General features: G+C 64.4%; 20 protein-coding genes and 1 pseudogene. 11 read left to right on the top strand and 10 right to left on the bottom strand.

From position 1 onward, the window contains the following. Window positions 1-57 precede the first annotated feature (57 nt). Window positions 58-1,461: an eIF2B alpha/beta/delta subunit family protein gene (locus tag NJT13_RS10230; RefSeq protein WP_254521473.1), complete on the top strand. Its 1,404-nt coding sequence runs from the start codon at window positions 58-60 to the stop codon at window positions 1,459-1,461. A gap of 288 nt (window positions 1,462-1,749) precedes the next feature. Beyond that, the gene (gene ddh / locus NJT13_RS10225) at window positions 1,750-2,679 is read left to right on the top strand and encodes a D-2-hydroxyacid dehydrogenase (protein ID WP_254521472.1); all 930 of its coding nucleotides are present in this window, start codon (window positions 1,750-1,752) and stop codon (window positions 2,677-2,679) included. Window positions 2,680-2,737: 58 nt separating this feature from the next. Here the strand turns inward: ddh and engB are convergent, their stop codons facing one another. Both engB and NJT13_RS10215 read right to left on the bottom strand, forming a co-directional pair. Then, window positions 2,738-3,355 (bottom strand): GTP-binding protein EngB, encoded by a 618-nt coding sequence (engB, locus tag NJT13_RS10220; RefSeq protein ID WP_254521471.1) that lies wholly within the window; start codon window positions 3,353-3,355, stop codon window positions 2,738-2,740. Between the two features lie 145 nt (window positions 3,356-3,500). After that, a complete protein-coding gene (locus tag NJT13_RS10215; RefSeq protein WP_254521470.1) occupies window positions 3,501-3,974 on the bottom strand; it encodes a DUF7994 family protein in 474 nt (157 codons plus the stop codon). Between the two features lie 124 nt (window positions 3,975-4,098). On the opposite strand from NJT13_RS10215, the gene NJT13_RS10210 reads away from it, so the two are divergent. Continuing rightward, window positions 4,099-5,391, top strand: coding sequence for a TIGR00341 family protein (locus tag NJT13_RS10210; RefSeq protein ID WP_254521469.1), 1,293 nt, complete (start codon window positions 4,099-4,101; stop codon window positions 5,389-5,391). A 242-nt stretch (window positions 5,392-5,633) separates the two neighbouring features. Continuing rightward, a complete protein-coding gene (arlG, locus tag NJT13_RS10205; RefSeq protein WP_254521468.1) occupies window positions 5,634-6,329 on the top strand; it encodes an archaellum stator protein ArlG in 696 nt (231 codons plus the stop codon). On the opposite strand, the gene NJT13_RS10200 is transcribed toward arlG, so the two are convergent. Together NJT13_RS10200 and NJT13_RS10195 are read right to left on the bottom strand one after the other, a co-directional pair. Continuing rightward, window positions 6,250-7,113 carry an SDR family oxidoreductase gene (locus NJT13_RS10200; RefSeq protein WP_254521467.1) on the bottom strand — a complete coding sequence of 288 codons (864 nt, stop codon included), beginning with the start codon at window positions 7,111-7,113 and terminating at the stop codon, window positions 6,250-6,252. The two genes, arlG and NJT13_RS10200, sit on opposite strands and share 80 nt — an antisense overlap. Before the next feature lie 135 nt (window positions 7,114-7,248). Continuing rightward, the gene (locus tag NJT13_RS10195; RefSeq protein ID WP_254521466.1) at window positions 7,249-8,232 is read right to left on the bottom strand and encodes an NOG1 family protein; all 984 of its coding nucleotides are present in this window, start codon (window positions 8,230-8,232) and stop codon (window positions 7,249-7,251) included. 82 nt (window positions 8,233-8,314) lie between these two features. On the opposite strand from NJT13_RS10195, the gene NJT13_RS10190 reads away from it, so the two are divergent. From NJT13_RS10190 to NJT13_RS10170, 4 genes and pseudogenes are all read left to right on the top strand, one after another. Continuing rightward, window positions 8,315-8,686 (top strand): DUF5518 domain-containing protein, encoded by a 372-nt coding sequence (locus tag NJT13_RS10190; protein ID WP_254521465.1) that lies wholly within the window; start codon window positions 8,315-8,317, stop codon window positions 8,684-8,686. Between the two features lie 231 nt (window positions 8,687-8,917). Further along, window positions 8,918-10,077 (top strand): annotated as a pseudogene (locus tag NJT13_RS10185) (citrate/2-methylcitrate synthase). A gap of 309 nt (window positions 10,078-10,386) precedes the next feature. Continuing rightward, window positions 10,387-11,001 (top strand): DUF7978 family protein, encoded by a 615-nt coding sequence (locus NJT13_RS10175; protein WP_254521463.1) that lies wholly within the window; start codon window positions 10,387-10,389, stop codon window positions 10,999-11,001. 1,173 nt (window positions 11,002-12,174) lie between these two features. Beyond that, complete coding sequence (locus NJT13_RS10170) at window positions 12,175-13,476, top strand: hypothetical protein (RefSeq protein WP_254521462.1); 1,302 nt, start codon at window positions 12,175-12,177, stop codon at window positions 13,474-13,476. 183 nt (window positions 13,477-13,659) lie between these two features. Here NJT13_RS10170 and hisE read toward each other — a convergent pair whose 3' ends face one another. The 3 genes from hisE to pdxT form a co-directional block, all read right to left on the bottom strand. Next, window positions 13,660-13,944 carry a phosphoribosyl-ATP diphosphatase gene (gene hisE / locus NJT13_RS10165; RefSeq protein WP_254521461.1) on the bottom strand — a complete coding sequence of 95 codons (285 nt, stop codon included), beginning with the start codon at window positions 13,942-13,944 and terminating at the stop codon, window positions 13,660-13,662. Further along, window positions 13,944-14,411, bottom strand: a complete 468-nt coding sequence (locus NJT13_RS10160) for a bifunctional nuclease family protein (RefSeq protein ID WP_254521460.1) — start codon at window positions 14,409-14,411, stop codon at window positions 13,944-13,946. The genes hisE and NJT13_RS10160 overlap by 1 nt, the downstream gene beginning before the upstream one ends. Before the next feature lie 91 nt (window positions 14,412-14,502). After that, window positions 14,503-15,120, bottom strand: coding sequence for a pyridoxal 5'-phosphate synthase glutaminase subunit PdxT (gene pdxT / locus NJT13_RS10155; protein ID WP_254521459.1), 618 nt, complete (start codon window positions 15,118-15,120; stop codon window positions 14,503-14,505). A 237-nt stretch (window positions 15,121-15,357) separates the two neighbouring features. Between pdxT and sp36 the strand changes: the two genes are divergently transcribed. Both sp36 and NJT13_RS10145 read left to right on the top strand, forming a co-directional pair. Further along, window positions 15,358-15,573, top strand: coding sequence for a Sp36 family protein (gene sp36 / locus NJT13_RS10150; RefSeq protein WP_254521457.1), 216 nt, complete (start codon window positions 15,358-15,360; stop codon window positions 15,571-15,573). Further along, window positions 15,574-16,608, top strand: coding sequence for a DUF7972 family membrane protein (locus NJT13_RS10145; RefSeq protein WP_254521456.1), 1,035 nt, complete (start codon window positions 15,574-15,576; stop codon window positions 16,606-16,608). Window positions 16,609-16,822: 214 nt separating this feature from the next. Here NJT13_RS10145 and NJT13_RS10140 read toward each other — a convergent pair whose 3' ends face one another. After that, window positions 16,823-16,984: a preprotein translocase subunit Sec61beta gene (locus NJT13_RS10140; RefSeq protein ID WP_097379553.1), complete on the bottom strand. Its 162-nt coding sequence runs from the start codon at window positions 16,982-16,984 to the stop codon at window positions 16,823-16,825. A gap of 117 nt (window positions 16,985-17,101) precedes the next feature. Between NJT13_RS10140 and NJT13_RS10135 the strand changes: the two genes are divergently transcribed. Next, window positions 17,102-17,371, top strand: a complete 270-nt coding sequence (locus tag NJT13_RS10135; RefSeq protein ID WP_254521455.1) for a thioredoxin family protein — start codon at window positions 17,102-17,104, stop codon at window positions 17,369-17,371. 95 nt (window positions 17,372-17,466) lie between these two features. Here NJT13_RS10135 and npdG read toward each other — a convergent pair whose 3' ends face one another. Both npdG and NJT13_RS10125 read right to left on the bottom strand, forming a co-directional pair. Continuing rightward, on the bottom strand, window positions 17,467-18,135 hold the full coding sequence (npdG, locus tag NJT13_RS10130) for an NADPH-dependent F420 reductase (protein WP_254521454.1): 669 nt from the start codon (window positions 18,133-18,135) through the stop codon (window positions 17,467-17,469). Window positions 18,136-18,371: 236 nt separating this feature from the next. Further along, window positions 18,372-18,560 carry a hypothetical protein gene (locus tag NJT13_RS10125; protein ID WP_425499748.1) on the bottom strand — a complete coding sequence of 63 codons (189 nt, stop codon included), beginning with the start codon at window positions 18,558-18,560 and terminating at the stop codon, window positions 18,372-18,374. Between the last annotated feature and the right edge of the window lie 83 nt (window positions 18,561-18,643).

Here is an 18,643-nt window from a genome sequence, read left to right as displayed (position 1 = left end):
GGTGCAATAGGACCCGGTCCCGAAAGCGATTCCCCTCGGGCGGTCGTGTCCTCACACATGAGCGACGCACCGGACGCGGGTCGCGACGGGAACGGGAGCGACGAATCGGATGCGAGTCACGTCGTCACCGCCTTCCTTCGAAATCGCGCCGCCGTGTTGCTGCTGTGTCGCAGCGATTCGGTCGGGACCTACGCGGGCCAGTGGGGTGGCGTGTCCGGCTTCGCGGAGGGACGGCCGGACGAACAGGTCTTCGCCGAAATCCGCGAGGAAACGGGACTCGAGTCCGACGCCGTCTCGCTCGTTCGGTCCGGACGCCCCGTCGCGTTCGAGGACCCGGCGCTCGCGCGCGAGTGGGTCGTCCATCCGTACCTCGTCGACTGCGAGACTCGCGAGATCGATCTGAGCGAGGAACACGACGCCTTCGAGTGGGTCCCGCCGACGGAACTGCTGGAGTCGGTCGGGGACCGGGAGACGGTGCCGGAGCTCTGGACCGCTTACGAGCGCGTCGCGCCCACCGTTCGGTCGATCACGGCCGACGACGAACACGGCGCGGCGTCTCTCTCCGTGCGCGCGCTCGAGGTCCTGCGCGATCGGGCCGGATTGCTCGTCGCGGAACGAGCCCAGGGTGAGACGACGGCGTCGACACCGAGCGGCGAAGCGAAGGCCCGCGAGACGGCCCCCGATCCGGCGGACGAGTGGGAAGAACTCGCCGAACTGGCCGGACGATTGCTCGAGGCACGCCCGTCCATGGCGGTCCTCCGAAATCGCGTCAATCGGACGATGGCGGCCGCGGACGGACCGGACGTGGGCGCGCCGGCGGTCCTCGAGGCCTCCCTCTCGGGGATCGACCGCGCGCTGGCGGCCGACGAGGACGCCGCGACCAACGCGGCCGAGCGCCTCGAGGGGAGCATCGCGACGCTCTCGCGGTCGGGAACGGTCCTCGAGGCGGTACGCGAGGGAGAGCCGTCGCGTGCGTACGTCGCCGAATCGCGGCCCGCTCGCGAGGGCATCGACGTCGCGGAACGGCTGGCCGAAACGACCGACAGCGCGGTGACGGTCCATACCGACGCCGCGGCCGCCCACGTCCTCGCGAACGAGGCGATCGACCGCGTCGTCGTCGGTGCGGATACCGTCCTGCCCGACGGGTCCGTGGTGAACAAGACCGGAACGCGGGCGCTTTCGATCGCCGCCGACCGCGAGGGGATCCCGGTCTCGGTCGTGGCCGCCACGGACAAGATCTCGACCCGCGAGGCCGTGAACATAGAGTCCGGCGACCGGGCCGCGGTCTACGACGGTGACGCGCCAGTCGACGTGCTCAATCCGACCTTCGACGTGACGCCCGCCGACTGCGTCACCGAGGTCGTGACCGAGCGCGGCGCGCTCGATCCGGCCGATATCGATGCGGTGGCCGGGGAACTGCGCGGGCTCGAGGAGTGGCGCGAGTACTATAGTAGTCTTTGAAAGTCAATGCACACCCCGATCGCGAATTCGCGGCCAGCGAAGATTCGCTGGCCGCTTCAGTGCGATCGGTGAGTAAATCGTTTCAAAGACTACTATAGGGCCGACGGCGCCGGAACGACAGACCGAAACCCCTCGAAAGAGTAGGGACACACGGCGGCCGTGACGAAGAGTTACCCCCTCTGAGCCCCTTGTGACGAGGATTTTTCCCGAGCCGCCACTTCGACGGGGACTCGAGCGGTGTGTGCGGAGGTAGAAACCTTCAATCCGGGGCCCTCTGTAGCGACAGTCATGCAAATAGAACTCGAGCGAATCGGCGTCCACGAAACCGTCGGCAGCATCTTTCCGCCGGAGAAACTCGTCGAGTACCTCGCGGACCTGCCGCTCGAGGTCGCGGTGATCGGTGACGACGAAATCGCCGCGTGCGACGCGGTCGTCACCCGCGAGGACCGCGAGGCCTTTCTCGATCTGCACTGGATTCACTCGACGCAGGCGGGCGTCGACCGCTTCTCGTTCGACACGCTCTCCGAACACGACGTCGTTCTCACGAACAGTACCGGCATCCACGATCGGACCGTCGGCGAGATGGTCGCGGGCTACCTGCTCATGTTCGCCCGGCGGTTGCACGATCACGTCGCGAACCAGCAGGCGCGGCGATGGGACCGTCCGGAGTGGGACGAGGCGTTCACGCTCCCGGGATCGACGGCTTGCGTCGTCGGCACCGGGACCCTCGGTCAGGGCGTCGCGGAAACGCTCGGCGGGCTCGGCGTTCGCGTGACCGGCGTCCACCGGTCCGCCGACCCGGTCCCCGGATTCGACGCCGTCTTCGCGACCGACGATCTGTTCGAGGCGATCGGCGACGCCGATTTCGTGATCCTCACCGTGCCGCTGACCGACGAAACCCACCACCTCTTCGACGCCGAGGCGTTCGCGGCGATGCGACCCGACGCGTACTTCGTCAACGTCGCCCGCGGTTCGGTCGTCGACGAACCGGCGCTGATCGACGCACTCGAGGCCGGCGATCTCGCGGGGGCGGCCCTGGACGTCTTCGAGGAGGAACCGCTTCCCGAGGAGTCGCCGCTGTGGGAGATGGACGAGGTGATCGTCACGCCACACTGTGCGGCCTACACGCGGGACTACTTCCGCGACGTCGGCGATATCGTCCGCGAGAACGTCTCGCGACTCGAGACCGGCGAGGACGTGATGAACCGGGTCGTGTGATCCGCTCGTCGCTCTTTTCCCGAGAGCTGGCGAAGCAGCCCCGCAGCGGAAACGTTCGCTAGAAGAACTTGAACAGGTCGTCCCTGTTCTGCTCGTGGAGGTGGGCGCGAACGGCTTCGTTCAGCGGACCGAGTTGCCCCCGTTTCGCGCTGATGGGGGCGATGGTCTCTTGCCACTGTTTCCACGGCGGATAGAGGCCGAGCCGATCGCAGAGCTCGTTCAGGCGCTCGTCGCGGTCGTCGACTTTGTCCATCTTGTTGACCGCGACGACCGTCGGAACTCCGAGGTCGCGAAGGAAGTGAAACATCTCGACGTCGTAGGGGATCTCATCGGGTCCGGAGTGGCGGTCGATGATGTCGATGACGCTCTTGCCGTCGACGACGAGAATCGCCACGAGGACGTTCTCGGCGTACGCCTCGAGGTACCGAACGATGTCGGTCTTGATCTGTTCGCGGTGGTCCTCGTCGACGCCGCTCATGAAGCCGAACCCGGGGAGATCGGTGATGACGAAGTCTTCGGGCGCCCAGTCGTAGTGGTTCGGCGAACGGGTGACGCCGGGTTTGCCACCCGTGTCGAAACTGTGGCCGGTCAGCTCGCGCATGAGCGTCGACTTGCCCACGTTCGAGCGGCCGACGAGGACGACTTCGGCCTCCCGGTCGGGGCGGGTATCGAACATGCGTTCGTGTAGACGTCTCGGTGGTATATACGCACTGAAGGATTCCGTCGCCGGTCGCTACCGCGGCCGTTCGGCGGTCGTTACCGCGCGCTGGGCAGTCAAGCTCCCGCGTTCCGCTCGATGTCGCTTCCACGCGGCGGAACCGCTACACACCCGCTACCGCGAACAGACTGAATCCGATCGATCCCGCGAGGAGCAAGGCGATGGCGACGAATCGGCGACTCGAGGGGGTCGAATTGAGGTCGACGTGGTGGCTGTTCCGGGCGATCTGGCTCCCTTGCCAGGAGACCGAAACCCCGCTCGTGAGCATCGCCGCGGCGACGAGCCACGAGCTCGCGTTGTTGGTGACGACGGCGGTTCGAATCCACAGGAGAACGACGGTGACCGAAAGGACGATGTTCGCTGTTCCGACGAGGACGTTCCAGGGGACGGTCCGTCGGGCGACGGTGATCGAATCCGCGACGCTGCCGACGATCGACAGCAGTGATGCGAGGACGAGGCCACCGATGACAGCGGCTGCGATCGGGTCGATGAGCACGTACCGCCCGAAACCGACGAGGAGGCTGATGGCGAACAGGAGCACGATCGTACCGAACACCGCGGCGAGACGACGGATCATATCCCTAGTTACGGCAGTTAATACAAGAAAACGACGGAACGACTCGACCGGTTCCGGCCGCCACTGGCCGATCGTATCGGAGAATGCCCCGGAGTTATGACCCCTGGGCGCCTCACCCCTCGACGTGCGGCTCGTACAGTTGACGGTGCCGATGGGAAAGCGGGACGCGGTCCTCGAGACGCTCGACGAGCGGAAGATCGACTACGTCGTGACCGACGAAAACAGCACTCGAGAGTATACGGCGGTCGTCTACTTTCCGCTCCCCGATGCGGCCGTCGAACCGGTCTTGGACGAGTTACAGGACGCAGGGATCGACGAGGACGCCTACACGGTCGTCGTCGATGCGGAGACGGTCGTCTCGCGACGATTCCAGTCCCTACGAGACGAGTACGAGGACGGAAACGTCGAGTCCGAGCGCATCTCCCGCCACGAGTTACAGGCCCAAGCCGAGGATCTGACGCCGTCGTTTCCCGTCTACGCGGTGATGACGATCATCAGCGCCATCGTCGCCACTGCGGGCCTCCTGTTGGATTCGCCCGCGGTCGTCGTGGGTTCGATGGTGATCGCGCCGCTGATCGGGCCGGCGCTGGGGGCCAGCGTCGGGACGGTACTCGACGACGAGGAGTTGTTCACGGAGAGTATCTCGTTCCAGATCGTCGGCGTGGTCCTCGCCATCGGAGCCGCTGCGATCTTCGCGCTGTTCGCCCGGATGACGAACATCGTCCCGCCGGGGCTCGTCCTCTCTAACGTCGGCGAAATTTCGGAGCGTCTCGCGCCGGATCTGCTCTCGCTCGCGATCGCACTCGGCGCGGGCGTCGCGGGCGTCGTCAGCATCGCGACCGGAACCTCGGTCGCGCTCGTCGGCGTCATGATCGCGGCAGCGCTGATCCCGCCCGCCGGCGTCGCGGGTATCTCGCTCGCGTGGGGCCAGCCGTCGGCCGCGATCGGCGCGACGGTTCTCGTTCTCGTCAACCTCCTCTCGGTGAACCTCGCCGGGCTGTTGACGTTGTGGTACGCCGGGTATCGGCCGGAGAACCTGTTCCAGCTCGGCGAAACGGAGCGACGGCTCCGTCAGCGGATCGTCGGACTCGTTATCGTCGTCCTCGTCTTCGCCGTGTTTCTCGGTGGGATCACCTACGCCTCCTACGAAGCCAGTACCTTCGAGCAGGACGCCCGCGAGGAAGTGGAGGCGGTCCTCGCACAGGACGAATACCAGGACTACCAGTTACTCGAACTCGAAGTCGTGATGGGAACCGACTACCCGTTTCGAAATCCGGAACGGGTGGTCGTGACGATCGGCGGCCCGCCGAACGGATCGCCGCCCGAACTGGCCACCGTCCTCGACGAGCGGATCGGCAGCCACGCCGACCACCCCGTCACGGTGGAGGTCAGATACGTCGTCGTCCTCGAGCGATAGCTCGGCCGTATCGTCGTCGCCCGGCCGTATCGTCGTCGTACGAGTGCGTCCCGCAGCGCGTCGTCGTAGCGGCGAAATTCGACGCCGCGATGCATGATCTCCGCTGCTGTGGACGATACACACCGTGTGGACGATCGAGGCCGCTGTGGATACGTGGAAGCGATACGGGCCGCTGCCGGCGGCGATGGGGATCGGCCGGTAGGCGTATGCCGGTTTGCGACGCTGCCTTTCCAACAGAGAGGATGGTTCGAGCGGCCCTCGGCCAGGTGGTGTTGTTCATCGCTGCGGTGAGCGTCGCGACCGCGTTCGCCGGGACGGTCGTCACGGAATCGTCGCTGTACGCCCAGTCGACGGCGGACCGGACCGATCGGGCGGTCGCAGCGATCGACGCCGAAATCGCCGTGATCAACGACCCCTCGGCCGGCGCAACGTACGACGACGCCGACGAACGGGTCACGGTGTACGTCAAGAACGTCAGCGGCGAGACGCTCGAGCCGGCTGCACTCGAGGTCCTCCTCGACGGACAGTACGTCACGTCGGCCGATCGCTCCGTGCGGGTACTCGGGTCCGATGGCGACAGCTGGCGGATCGGATCGGTCCTCGAGGTGACGATCGAGCGGCCGCTCGGGACCGGTGAACACCGTGCCGTCCTCGAGATTCACGCCGCTCGGGACCGGCTGATCTTCGACGCCGGCAGATTACCGTTTTCGATTGCTCCGGGGATCGATCCCGACACCGAATTCGACTCGAGCGGCCGGTGGTTCGAGGTCTCTGCCGCCGTTCCGGATCCGTGGACCATACCGCCGCTCGAGACACGTTTCGGCAGCTGTCTCCCGTTTCTGCACCCCGTCGCGGACCTTACGTCTCGTCGTCTTCGGGTCGCGAATAGTCCGGGTCGAAGATCTGTGCCGACAGTGGTGCCGGGTCGCCGTCGGTGAGGTTGTATCGGGAGAAGTCCTCGATCCCGGCCTCGCGGAGGATGTCTTCGTCGTAGACGACGTTTCCGGTGAATTCGGTCGGGTCTCGGTTGAGTATCTCGAGGACCGTGTCCGAGACGATGTCCGGCGTGCGCCAGTCGTCTTCGGTTCCCATTCCGAAGTACCGCGTCGCGCGCGTATCGATGGCGGTGACGGGCCAGAAGGAGTTACAGCCGATGTCGTAGTCGGCCAGTTCCTGGGCCAGCGACAGGGTAATGAAGGACATGCCCATCTTCGACCAGGAGTAGGCGGCGCTCCCCGGCGCACGATCGATTTTCGCCGGCGGTGCGTTCGTCAGGATCCAGGCGTCCTCTTCGACGCCCTTGAGGTGATCGATGAAGCCCCGGGAGACGAGGTAGGTACCGCGCACGTTGACCTCGTTCATGAGGTCGTACCGGTTGGCCGGCATCTCTTCGACGGACTCGAGCTGGATGGCCGATGCGTTGTTGATGACGATGTTGATCTCGCCCAGTTCGTCGATCGCCTCTTCGATGGCCGCGTCGATCTCGTCTTCGTTTCGCACGTTTAACTGGACGGCGTGCGTGTCGACGCCCTTCTCGGCGCACGCGTCGGCCGTTTTGTGGATCGTTCCCTCCAGGTCGGAGTCCGAATCGTCGACCGTCTTCCCCGTCGAGACGATGTTACACCCCTGTTCGGCGAGTGCGAGCGCCAGTTGCTTTCCGATCCCCCGCGTCGTTCCGGTGATAAATGCCGTCTGCCCCGCCAGGTTTGGCCTGTCTATCATCAGTTAGTGTCACACACTCACGACACTAATATATCCGGCAACGCGACGCGCTACCCCGGGCAGTGGAAACGGGGCGGCTGAACGATCATTCGTCCGTCCGGACCGTCGACCGGTCCCGGTTCGATCGTGGTGCCCTCAGCCCTCGAACGGTAATTCTGGTTCGTAGTCGATCGCCTCGACGGCCGCCTCGAGAACGGTTTCGACGTTCTCGCCCGTTTCGACGCTCATCCTGTAGTCGGCCGCCACTGCCTCGTCCAGTTCGTCCGGCTCGAATCGATCCGCCTTGTTCGCGACCGTGAAGACGGGGACGTCCTCGAACTGGGCCGCGATCGAGTCCCGAAGCTCGAGTTGCGAGCCGATCGGATAGCCGCACTCGCCGGTGGGATCGACCATGACGAGCATGCAGTCTGCGAGGTGTTCGATCGCGCTGACCGCCTGCGATTCGATCGCGTTGCGCTCCGCCGGCGGCCGGTCGAGCAGGCCGGGGGTATCGACGATCTGGTAGCGGATGTGGTCGCGCTCGAAGTGGCCGAGACCGATTCCCTTCGTCGTGAACGGGTACGACGCGGTTTCGCCGCGGGCGCTGGTGACGTCGTTGACGAGCGAGGACTTGCCGACGTTGGGGTAGCCCGCAACGACGATCGTCGGCGCGTCCGGGTCGATGTCGGGCAGGTCGCGCAGGTCGTTGCGCGACTCGTTGATGTACAGCAGTTCGTCGTCGATCTGCTCGACAATGTCCGCGAGCCGAGCGAAGGCCTGTTTCCGGTGTTTGCGCGCCGTGTCGACGTCGGTCTTGCGCAGCCGAGGCTGGTACTCCTCGTGGATCTCCCGCGTCTTCCGGCTGGCCCACATCACTTCGGAGAGGCTCTGACGAAGCCTGTCGACGTCGACGATCGCGTCCGCCAGCTCGTAGTAGAACGGGTGTGCGTCGTACTCGAAGTCCGGCCACGCCGTCACGACGTTTTCTAAGTTGTCCGAGATGATGTTCGCCGCCGTCTGGAGCATCGACTGCTGGGCCTCCAGGCCGCCCTTTGCCTTGCCGGCCCGCGCCGCCCGCGAAAACGCCTTGTCGATCAGCTCTTCCGACGTGGGCGTGGTCGGAAGGTCTTCGAAAATCATGGTCAGAGGTAGAACGCGCGCTCATAAAAGGGCGTTCGTTGTCCGCCGCGAGCTTATCCCCCTTGCCGTCGTCCGATCTAGTATGACCGACTGGCGCGCCGTCTTCGTCGGGTTCCTCGTCGCGACCGTCTTCGGAATTATCGGGCTCGTCGTTCCCGGCATCGGCCAGCTCGCCGCCGGACTGATCGGCGGGTTCGTCGCCGGCTACATGGCCGGCGGCGGCCTGGGAAGCGGTTTCTGGCACGGGCTCCTCGCCGGCTCGCTCGGCGGGATCATCGGCGGGCTGCTCGTCGGCGTCGCCGTCGGCCTGGCGGGGATTGCACTTGGCCCGCTCGGCGGCGCGATCACCGGCGCCGCCGGCCTCGGAATCTTCGCGCTCGCCGTCGCGATTTCGTTTCTCATGGCCCTCGAGAGCGCGGTCGCCGGCGCGGTCGGCGCTGCGGTCCGAACCTGATACCGGAAGCGACGTCGAGTCGCTTCGACTCGCCCGGTCCGCCGCGATTCGGTTCGCCCTCCGAGCTTGTTCCCTCGCTGCGGGCCGGTGGAACGAGCATAATTCGAGAACGCCGGCGGTAACCGAGGTGTCCCGGCCTCGCGTCCAGTGGCCCGTCTCCGGCCCCCCGTTTTCGGCCCTGTGCCCGTCGCCGCGGTCGACGATGTACCCGGTTCCTGCGGAATCGTTACAATGGCCGCGTTCGATCACCCGATCGTCGTGCCTTCATCCGTCTTCGATCCGCGACTGGAGTCCGTCACGGTCACACAGACGTCGCTCAGCGACATCGACGGCGAGAACGGCGACCTGATCATCGGCGGCTACCCGGTCGCGGAACTGGCCACGCGAGCGAGCTACGAGGAATGCGTGTTTCTCCTCTTTCACGATCGGCTGCCGACGGCGTCGGAACTCGCCGACTTTCGGTCGGATCTCGCGGGCTGACGCGGGATCCGTCCGGAGGTTCGGGACCTCCTCCAGTGCGCCGCTACCGAGGGTTCCCATCCGATGGACGCTCTCAGGATGGGAATCGCAACGGCGACGCTCGAGATCGACGAGACGGACCCGCGAGCGGCCGCCGAACGGGTCGTCGCGGTTTTCCCGACGATCGCCGCGACGTACTGGCGCTATCGACGCGGAACGGACCCGGTCGAACCGCGCGAAGACCTGAGCCACGCCGCGAACTACCTGGTTATGCTGACGGGCGACGGGCCGACCGAGTCCGAGGTTCGCGGGCTCGAGACCTACCTCAATACGGTTATCGATCACGGGATCAACGCTTCGACGTTCACCGCCAGGACCGTCGTGTCCACCGAGTCGGACCTCGTCTCCGCGGCGACCGCCGCGGTGGGTTCACTCAAGGGACCGCTCCACGGCGGGGCACCCGTCCCGTCCTGGAGATGCTACGAGCGGTTCACGAGTCCGGCGACCCCGCCGAATACGTCTCCGAGCGATTGGCCGCCGGCGACCGACTGATGGGGTTCGGCCATCGCGTCTATCGCACTCGTGACCCCAGAGCGGCGGTTCTCTCGTCGGCAGCGGACCGTCTGTACAGAGTGACGGCAGACACCGACTTCTTCGAGACCGTTCAGACGTTCGAGGACGTCGCCGTCGAGGCCCTGGCGGATCACACCCCTGACCGTCGCCTCGACACGAACGTCGAATTCTATACCGCTGTGCTTCTCGCGGGCGTCGGGGTTCCGAAAGAACTGTTCACGGCGACGTTCGGGGTCTCGCGAGTCGCCGGCTGGATGGCCCACGCGCTCGAGCAGCGAGCGGACAATCGATTGGTTCGCCCCCTCTCGCGGTACGTCGGGGCGAGAGACCGGACGTGGACGCCCGTCGAAGACCGGTGAATCTGACGAGTATGGCCGCCTTCGCTTACACCGGCCGCTCGAGTGCGGACGGCTGACGACGCGAAACGGACGATACGCCTCGCCGTGATCGACGACCGAACGCGACCGACGTGGATGACCCAGCGGCCACTCCATCCCGAACTGGCGTTCTCCGCTTTGATCGGACCGGACGACGACCCAGTCACCCGTGGAATCCGTCTCGAACCCGTGGCGCCGAACCGGACTTCAATAAATGGCCTCGGATAGAAGGTAATTATTATCCATTGAAAATTCGGAATTATTTTGTACTGTGGATTGCTATTGCATCGCATGTTGGTTGATACCGAATCGAAGGCCATGATGATTGTCGGTGCGTTGACTGGTACTCTCGCGTGGATTGCCGGCTATATTCTCACCTACGTCGCCGCGATCGGTGACGTACAGTCGAGCGATCAGTTCCAGGCGCTGGAGTATGCGGCCGACGACTCTCTCTCCGTCGAAATGATCGGTATGCTGTTCTACAATGCTCACAACGTCCCTATCGATGTGCCACAGTACAGCATCCTCCAGGCGCTCGAGCCAAACCACAACTTCGTCTCCGCCGAGGGTGGCAGCACTCTGTTGTTGTACGTGATCCCGGTACTGATCTTGCTCGTCGCTGGCGCGTCGGTCACGATGTACGCGCGACACGATCTGGTATCGACTGTGGACGCCGCTCTCACGGGAACGACCATCATGATCGGCTACCTGCCCCTCGTCCTTCTCGGCACGACCGTATTCGCCATCGATCTCGGCAAGGGACCGATGCAACCCGACTTCCTTCTGGCGATCGGATTCGCCGGGACGTTCTATCCGATGGTGTTCGGTGCGATCGGCGGCGTCATCGGGAGGTACGCTGCTCGAGTCTCCCACGAGGAACCGATATTCGACCCGGATCGTACGTGATCGCCGTCAGAGTGGTGTTTCCCGTGTCCGCCCGGTCTGCCGGCACTCGGTCGTCTCGACCGCGGATCGCGTGTCGGTGGGCTCCTCACGGACGCCACCTGGGGTCGTCCGCCGACTCCGATCGATCCTCCGTGAGCATCACTGATCGCCGTCGAGTCGTGAAACTCGCCCCCGGCGGGTGTGATCGGCTGCGGTCGTCACGGTTGTCGACGGTGAGTACGAACGCGTCGGCTGTCACTCGCGTTATTCCATTCTGTTCAATCGTTGCAACACGGAAAACCGTGGCGGGGCCCTCGGGCAAGCACGGCTTGCGAACGCCGAGTTCGCCGGCGGAAACGATGGTCCGCCGTACCTCCCGTTTACTGGATACGGAGCGGTTGTCGGCGCCGAAGACGTCGTGATGCCGTGACCGTCGATGCGGATTCATCGACGCTGTTTTGGTGGTCAGAACAGTTCCGACTCGGTTCCCTCTCGGCTCCGGATCGCTTTCTTTCGTCCGAAGGCATCCGTCGCCCGACTACGGCCTCCCTGGCGCCGATCGCATTCGATCAGCTTCCTTCATTTCTTCCGTTCACATCCCTCGAACCGGCCGAACAGGGCGTCCCCCGTCTCTTCATCTCCGTCGGTGGGTGTGTCGGTGCTACCGGATTCCGTCCCCGTGGCCCGTGACCCGTGGCCGTTCGTGCTGAATACGGTGCGGGGGCCAGTCGCGAATCGACGCGAGTGGGCATCGAACGGCGGAGACACTCGCCTCGTGGGGTCTCGTTTCATTCGGCGAAAAAACGCACCGTCGCCGGTCGCCCGGACGAGTTCTCGCTGTGAATTTGCGGGGTATTTCAGCACATCGGGACGACACGTGGCGGATTCGATGGCATTCGGCTCGTCAGCCCCTTCGCCCGGACCGCTCTCTGGGGGGCGCTCGCGCGAGTTCTCTATTCGCGTTTTCAATTCCTGCGCGGTTTTTACAATAATTAGGACTATAGTCGGTTGAAATATCTAATTAATGCCTGCGTCTCACAAAACGTACAACTCTACAACTGTTTAATGCTCGAATAATAATGATAATAAAAGTCCTGATCGCTTCTTACCCTGACTGGGTGGCGGCCGACGTTCCAGTTGGGGCAGAAAAACATGGTAGACGGAACCCCACTCTCACGACGGAATAGTTTGAAGATGATCGCGACAAGCGGCGCGTTGCTCGGAAGTGGCGCCCTCGGCGTTTCTGCAACGGTCGGAAATAACGGATCCGAATCGGTGGCTCCCACGGCCCAATCAGACGATACCCAACCAGCCGACATCGATCCGAGCGCGATTTCGCTCGTCGCCGAATGTGTCGACGCCGCCCGCGAGTACGCAACGTTCCGCGTCGAAAACAGCGCCGGCCAGGCGGTCACGCTCGCAAACGAAGGAACGCCGCTGTACAACTCGGGCGGATCGGGCAACGACGGCGACTCCGGAAGTGACGGCGACTCCGGAAACGACGACGACTCCGGAAACGACGGCGGCTCCGGTGGAGGAAACGAAGAGGCCATCCAGAAGGTCAACTCGATAATCTCGGGGATCAACGAGAAACTCAAGAACGTCGAGCCGGTCGGCACGATCGACTCGATCGGCCCGAACACGGCTAGCAGTGTGCAGGAAGAGATCTTCACGCAGGTCGTCGCCGAGATCAACGCACAGGCGCAGAAAAAGATCGGTATGGACATCGCCAACCCGGTTAGCACGCCCGAAGAGGCACGCGCGGAAGCCGACCGGATCGGCATCGAGAAAGCGGCGAACGCGCTGAACAACGCCGCCGACAAGGTCGAAAAGATCAACCAGATCATCAGCGATGCGAACGCAAGTGGCGGAAGCAGTAAAGCCAGCGCTGCTTCCACTAGCGACGAGGGAAGCAACTCCGACAGCAGTGGCGACGGCGGATCCGGCAGTGGCGGTAATCAGGCGGCGATCGACGAGATCAACTCGATAATCTCGGGGATCAACGAGAAACTCAAGAACGTCGAGCCGGTCGGCACGATCGACTCGATCGGACCGAACACGGCCAGCAATCTGCAAGAAGAGATCTTCACGCAGGTCGTCGCGGAGATCAACGCACAGGCACAGGAAAAGATCGGTGCGGACATCGCCAACCCGGTTAGCACGCCCGAAGAGGCACGCGCGGAAGCCGACCGGATCGGCATCGAGAAAGCGGCGAACGCGCTGAACAACGCCGCCGACAAGGTCGAAAAGATCAACCAACTCATCGCAGACGCCGACACGGGCGACGGTAGCGGCGACACGGGCGGTGATGGCTCGAACGGCGGTTCCACCGGCGGACTGACCGTCGGCGCGAACAGTTCGACCGAGTTCAGGACCGAACTCGAGCCGGACTGTACGGCCACCGTGACGCTCACCCTGGACGGCGAGACGGTCGCAGAGGCATCTATCGACTACGACGAGCAGGACTCCTACTGCGGACAGGAATCGGCCTGTTAGCGGTACCCGCCCCTCAACTCGCTTCCACGGACGATAGACCGTCAACGGCACTGATTCCGCGAGCGCCGTTGACCCGTACTTTTATTCACTGCGGAGACCGGTCGCGGCGTTCGGATCGCTCTCTTCCCCGTGGACCCGCACACGGTTCGCCAGTTCGTTCTGAAATATCACCGAGACGATCGCTCAGCGGCGGGCCTCGAGTTCCGCCTCGAGGTCCGCGACGTCCATGTCCTTCATCGCGAGCAGGACGAGAAGATGGTAGACGATGTCCGCGCTCTCGTGGGCGATCTCCTCGTAGTCGTCGTCTTTCGCGGCCAGTACGAGTTCCGTGGTCTCCTCCCCGAGTTTCTCCAGGACCGCGTTTTCGCCTTTTTCGTGTGTGAACAGCGAGGCGGTGTAGGAGTCTTCGGGCAACGTTTCCTTCCGGGCTTCGATAACGGCGAACAGGTCCGCGAGTACCTCGTCCATCACCGCTCACCCGATACGTTTCTGATGTCCTCGAGTTCGTCGAACTTCTCGCGTTCGTCTCGGCCGTCCTCGAAGACGTCATCGGTGATCTCGATCGAGGCGTTCGTTCGGGCGGCCAGCGCGAGCGAATCGCTCGGACGAGCATCGATGACGGTCTCGCCGCGGGGCGTCGCCAGGTGGATGTCGGCGATGTAGGTCCCTCCCTGGCCGTCGCTTCGCTCTTTGATCTCGTTGACGACGACGTGATCGATTCGGCTCCCGAGTTCTTCCATGACGTCGAGCAAGAGGTCGTGTGTCAGTGGCCGTCCGATGTCTTCGGCCTCGAGTCCGCGGGCGATGCTCGTCGCCTCGTTGAACCCGATGAAAATCGGCACGACGTCGTCTTCTCCGTCGACGGAGAGGACGACGACCGGGACCGGTCCCTGCGGAGTCCCCGCGACGCGGACCGCGTCGATAGATGCCTGCATATCCAGACCGTCGCGGGGGAGGGAGAAAACAGGTCCGGTCGCGAATGCATGCACTGCCCGAGCCACGGGGTCTCGATCGCACCGAGTGGCGTTACTGGACGTCCTCGAGCGCCGGCACTGCCGCCGCCTCGTTTTCGAAAAAGGCGAGGCCGTGAATCCGACTGTCCGGGGTCAGCTCCGGGTGGAACGAGGTGCCGACGACCGGTCCGTCCCGGACCGCGACCGGCCGACCGTCCCACGTCGCCAGCACGTCGGCCTCGCCGACTGCGTCGATCGCGGGCGCGCGGATGAAAACCGCCGGGTACGGGTCGTCGAGCCCCGCGATCGCGAGCGGCGCTTCGAAACTATCCTTTTGGCGGCCGAACGCGTTGCGCTCGACGCGTACGTCGATCACGCCGAGTTCGTCGACCCGGTCGTCTCCGGCGTCGCTCGAGGCGACTATTAGCCCGGCACAGGTCGCGAGAAGCGGTTTTCCGGCCGCGACGTGATCCCGGATCTCGGATGCGATCCCGTCGCTGTGGATCAGCCGGGAGATGGTCGTCGACTCCCCGCCGGGCATCGCGAGCAGGTCGCACTCGGGGACGAGTCCCGATTCACGGATCTCGCGGACGGTGACCTCGCGGCCGTGGTCCGTCGCCGCCCGTTCGATGGCGGCCGCGTGTTCCGACACGTCGCCCTGGACCGCGACGACGCCTGCAGTCAGTGACATGACTGCGGGTACGGACGGTGCCGTCAAAAGCGTCGCGCCATCGCCGCCTGTGTCGATGGGGGTCCTCGCAGGGGCTGCCGGAAGCCATCGGCGAACCGCCGATCGGCGGACGGCGGTCCGACGGAGACGCCTCGAGGACGTTCGAGTGGCCCGAATCGTGCCACGGCTCGAGTGTGTACAGTCGCCGGACGGTTGGTGGTCCCCTACGTTTAGTGCGATCGAAGACGTACCGTGACCGTGAGCCGAGTCAGTGCGCGTCGATGGGAATACAAGACCGTTAGACCGTCTCGTGGCGAAACGAAAAAAGAGGCCGAGGACCCGGAAACGCAGTTGAACGATCACGGCGAAGACGGCTGGGAACTCGTCGAAACGATCGACTATACGGGTGGCGGGACGAAGTTCCTCGTTTTCAAACGTCCGGCCGAGACCGTCGACGGTGCCAGCGAGGAGTGAATGGACGTGAACAACGGCACTGACGCGTCTTCCGACATCGGGACGGCGAACACGATGCGCGAGCGCGCGGGCGAGAGCCGACTCAAAATCTGGCTCCTCCTCGGCGCGAACCGTCTTCAGGTGACCGCGTTCCTGGCACTTTTCGTGTTCGTCGGCTTCGTGGCGGCCGTTACCTTTCTCCCGGAGCCGTTGATGCCCCAACTCCGCTCCGGCGACACGATCGAGACGATGTTCTCGACGATGATCGGCGCCATCATCACCGGCACCACGCTCGTGGTCACGATCGGCCAGCTCGTCCTCTCTCAGGAGAACGGGCCGCTCGGCGAACAGCGGGCTCGAATGGAGAACTCGATGGACTTCCGGGATTACACCGAGGAGTTGATCGGATCGCCCAGTCCGGCCGATCCGTCGACGTTCCTCCGCGAAATCCTCGTCGTCGCTCAGCGTCGCGCCGAGACGATCCGGGAGGATCTCTCCGAGAACGAAAACGAGCAACTCCGCGGGGAAATCGACGAGTTCACCGACAGCCTCGTCGGAAACTCCGAAACCGTCCGCGAGCAGCTCGCGGGCGCGTCGTTCGGGACGTTCGACGTGCTGTTCGCCGCCCTCAATTTCAACTACGGGTGGAAAATCTTCCAGGTCGAACGAATCGCGAACGAGTACGAAAACGACCTCTCTCCCGACGAGATGGAACTGTTCGACGACCTGAAGACCGCCCTGAGCCTGTTCGGCCCGGCGCGGGAACACGTCAAGACGCTGTACTTCGAGTGGGCGCTCGTATCGCTCTCGCAGATGATCCTCTACGCGGCGGTCCCGGCGCTGGTCGTCGCCGGCATCATGCTCACGGTCGTCGACGCGGGTACCTTCCCCGGAAGTACGTTCGGCGTGACGAACATGACGTGGGCGATCGGCCTCGCGTTTACCATCACGCTCGTGCCGTTTCTGTTGTTCACGGCGTACGTCCTCCGAATCGTCACGATCGCAAAGCGAACGCTCGCGATAGAGCCGCTCATACTCCGCGACTCGCAGCGATGACTCGTCGGTCCAGAACGCCAGTCCCACGACCGGCCCGCCGATCGATCGAATCCGCTCGACAGTTATCGTCGATCCGGCGCGCCTGCTACTATCGGTCCGAGTGGAGCCACGTCGAGCCAGAGCGGCGGCGCCCCTCGAGGCGACGATGGCACGGCCGGCGGCGGGCCGAATAAAAGGGTCTCGAGCGAGTCGCGTTACGCGACGACCGTCCGTATCACGAGACGAACGTCAGCAACTGGACGAGCACGCCCAGCATGACGCCGAACGCGATGACCGTTTTGGGGTCGATACGGATCGCGTTCGAGTCCTCCGAGTCGAAGTACCGGACGAGGCCAGCACTGGACATCAGTCCGCCGGTGTTCTGTCCTTTATCCATACCCATTTCTACGACGCCCCCGAACTAAACCTTTCGACCGGCGTCGTCGCCGATGACGGCAATGCGGTGGCCGTGGGAAACCCTTATGCGCGCCGCGGCGTAACTAACGCTGACCGCATGACTGTCACTCTCAAGGACTTCTACGCGGACTGGTGTGGCCCGTGCAAGACTCAGGATCCGATCCTCGAGGACATCGAGGACGACTGGGAAGGCCGATTCGAAGTCGAGAAAGTCAACGTCGACGAACAGCAAGACATCGCCAACGAGTATCAGGTTCGCTCGCTGCCGACGCTCATTATCGAAAACGACGACGGCATCGTCGAACGCTTCGTCGGCGTCACCCAGCGCGACGACATCGAAGACGCCCTCGAATCCGCCGGCGCGTAGGGAAACGATCCGCCAGTTCTCTCCGTTTTCCGTCCGACGAGCGGCCGCGCTCGCTCGCGTCCCGTGCCGTCGCTTCTCGAAGCACGAATCGTCGCCTAGATCCACTTCACGCCGACGTCGTGCATGTCCTCGTTGTACTTCGCGATGTTGATGACCAGCGGCGTGACGCTCTCGACTTCTGCGGCGTTCGCGAGGGGACCGGCCTCGAGCGCGCGCAGGCCGACAATCTCGTTTGCGAGCGTCCGGACGGTGTCGCCGGCGGCTTCGTCGTCGGCGACGACCAGCGTATCGAGGTCGAGTTCGTTGTCGAGGTTCGCCAGCGCGTCGGCGGCCAGGTTGTGGAACGCGCCGACGACGGGAACCTCGTCGGGGGCCCGCTGGGCGACGAGTTCGGTGACGCTTCCGGCACTCGGCGGGTGGTAGTGCAGCCCGTCTTCGTCGCCTTGCATGCCGACGGCAGGCGTGACGAGCACCGTGTCCGAGTCGAGGCTGTCCGCGACCCCTTCGACGGTGTCACCGACGTAGTACGGCGGGACGCTCAAGACGACGACGTCGGCCCGGTCGGCCGCCATCTCGTTGGCGAAGCCTTTGACGTCGGCTTCGGCACCGCGGTCCGCGAGTTCGTTTTCGTACTCTGCGACCGCATCGCGCGCCTTCTCGGGGTCTCTCGAGCCGATGAGGATTTCGTGGTCCGTATCCCGGGCAAATCGCAGTGCGAGTCCTTCGCCGATATCGCCGGTGCCGCCCAGTAGTGCAATTCGCATACGAATCTCTCTGGAGGGCAACCGGATAAAAGGGCCGAACGTCGGTCGATCTCGCCGGATTCTCGGACACACCTCGGACGAGACGGACCCTCCTCCGGGGCGTTCGATCCGCACTCCCCCCGCACCGGCGCCTCGATTTCGACCGCTTCGGTGCCCCGGTCGCGACTCCTACGGTGCGTCCTCCTCCGTCGGGTTCATCGCGGATCCGAGCCCGCCGTCGTACGCGTCGCGTTCGGTCACCGCCCGAATGCGCTGCTCGAGTCGAGTCTCGAGTTCTTCTCGTCGCACATCGTCGACGTCGGGGTCGTCTCGTTCGTCCCGGAGTTCCGTCGGGCCGTTCGCAACACCGCGACGGCGTCTTCGGTCTCGAGGTCGGTCGCCCGAGCGAGCGCGCGTTCGGCGTCCGCGAGCGTGGTCTCGGTCATAGCGGGTGTCCGTCGAGCGAACGGATCAAAGACGGGCCGGGACGTGCCACGGCGACACGAACGCCGCGCCACAGCTTCCATTA

The organism is Natrinema caseinilyticum (genome assembly GCF_024227435.1).
In the GTDB taxonomy this organism is placed as follows: domain Archaea; phylum Halobacteriota; class Halobacteria; order Halobacteriales; family Natrialbaceae; genus Natrinema; species Natrinema caseinilyticum.
The sequence above is the reverse complement of the archived record's forward strand: the minus strand, read 5'-3'. Positions and strand labels throughout refer to the sequence as shown.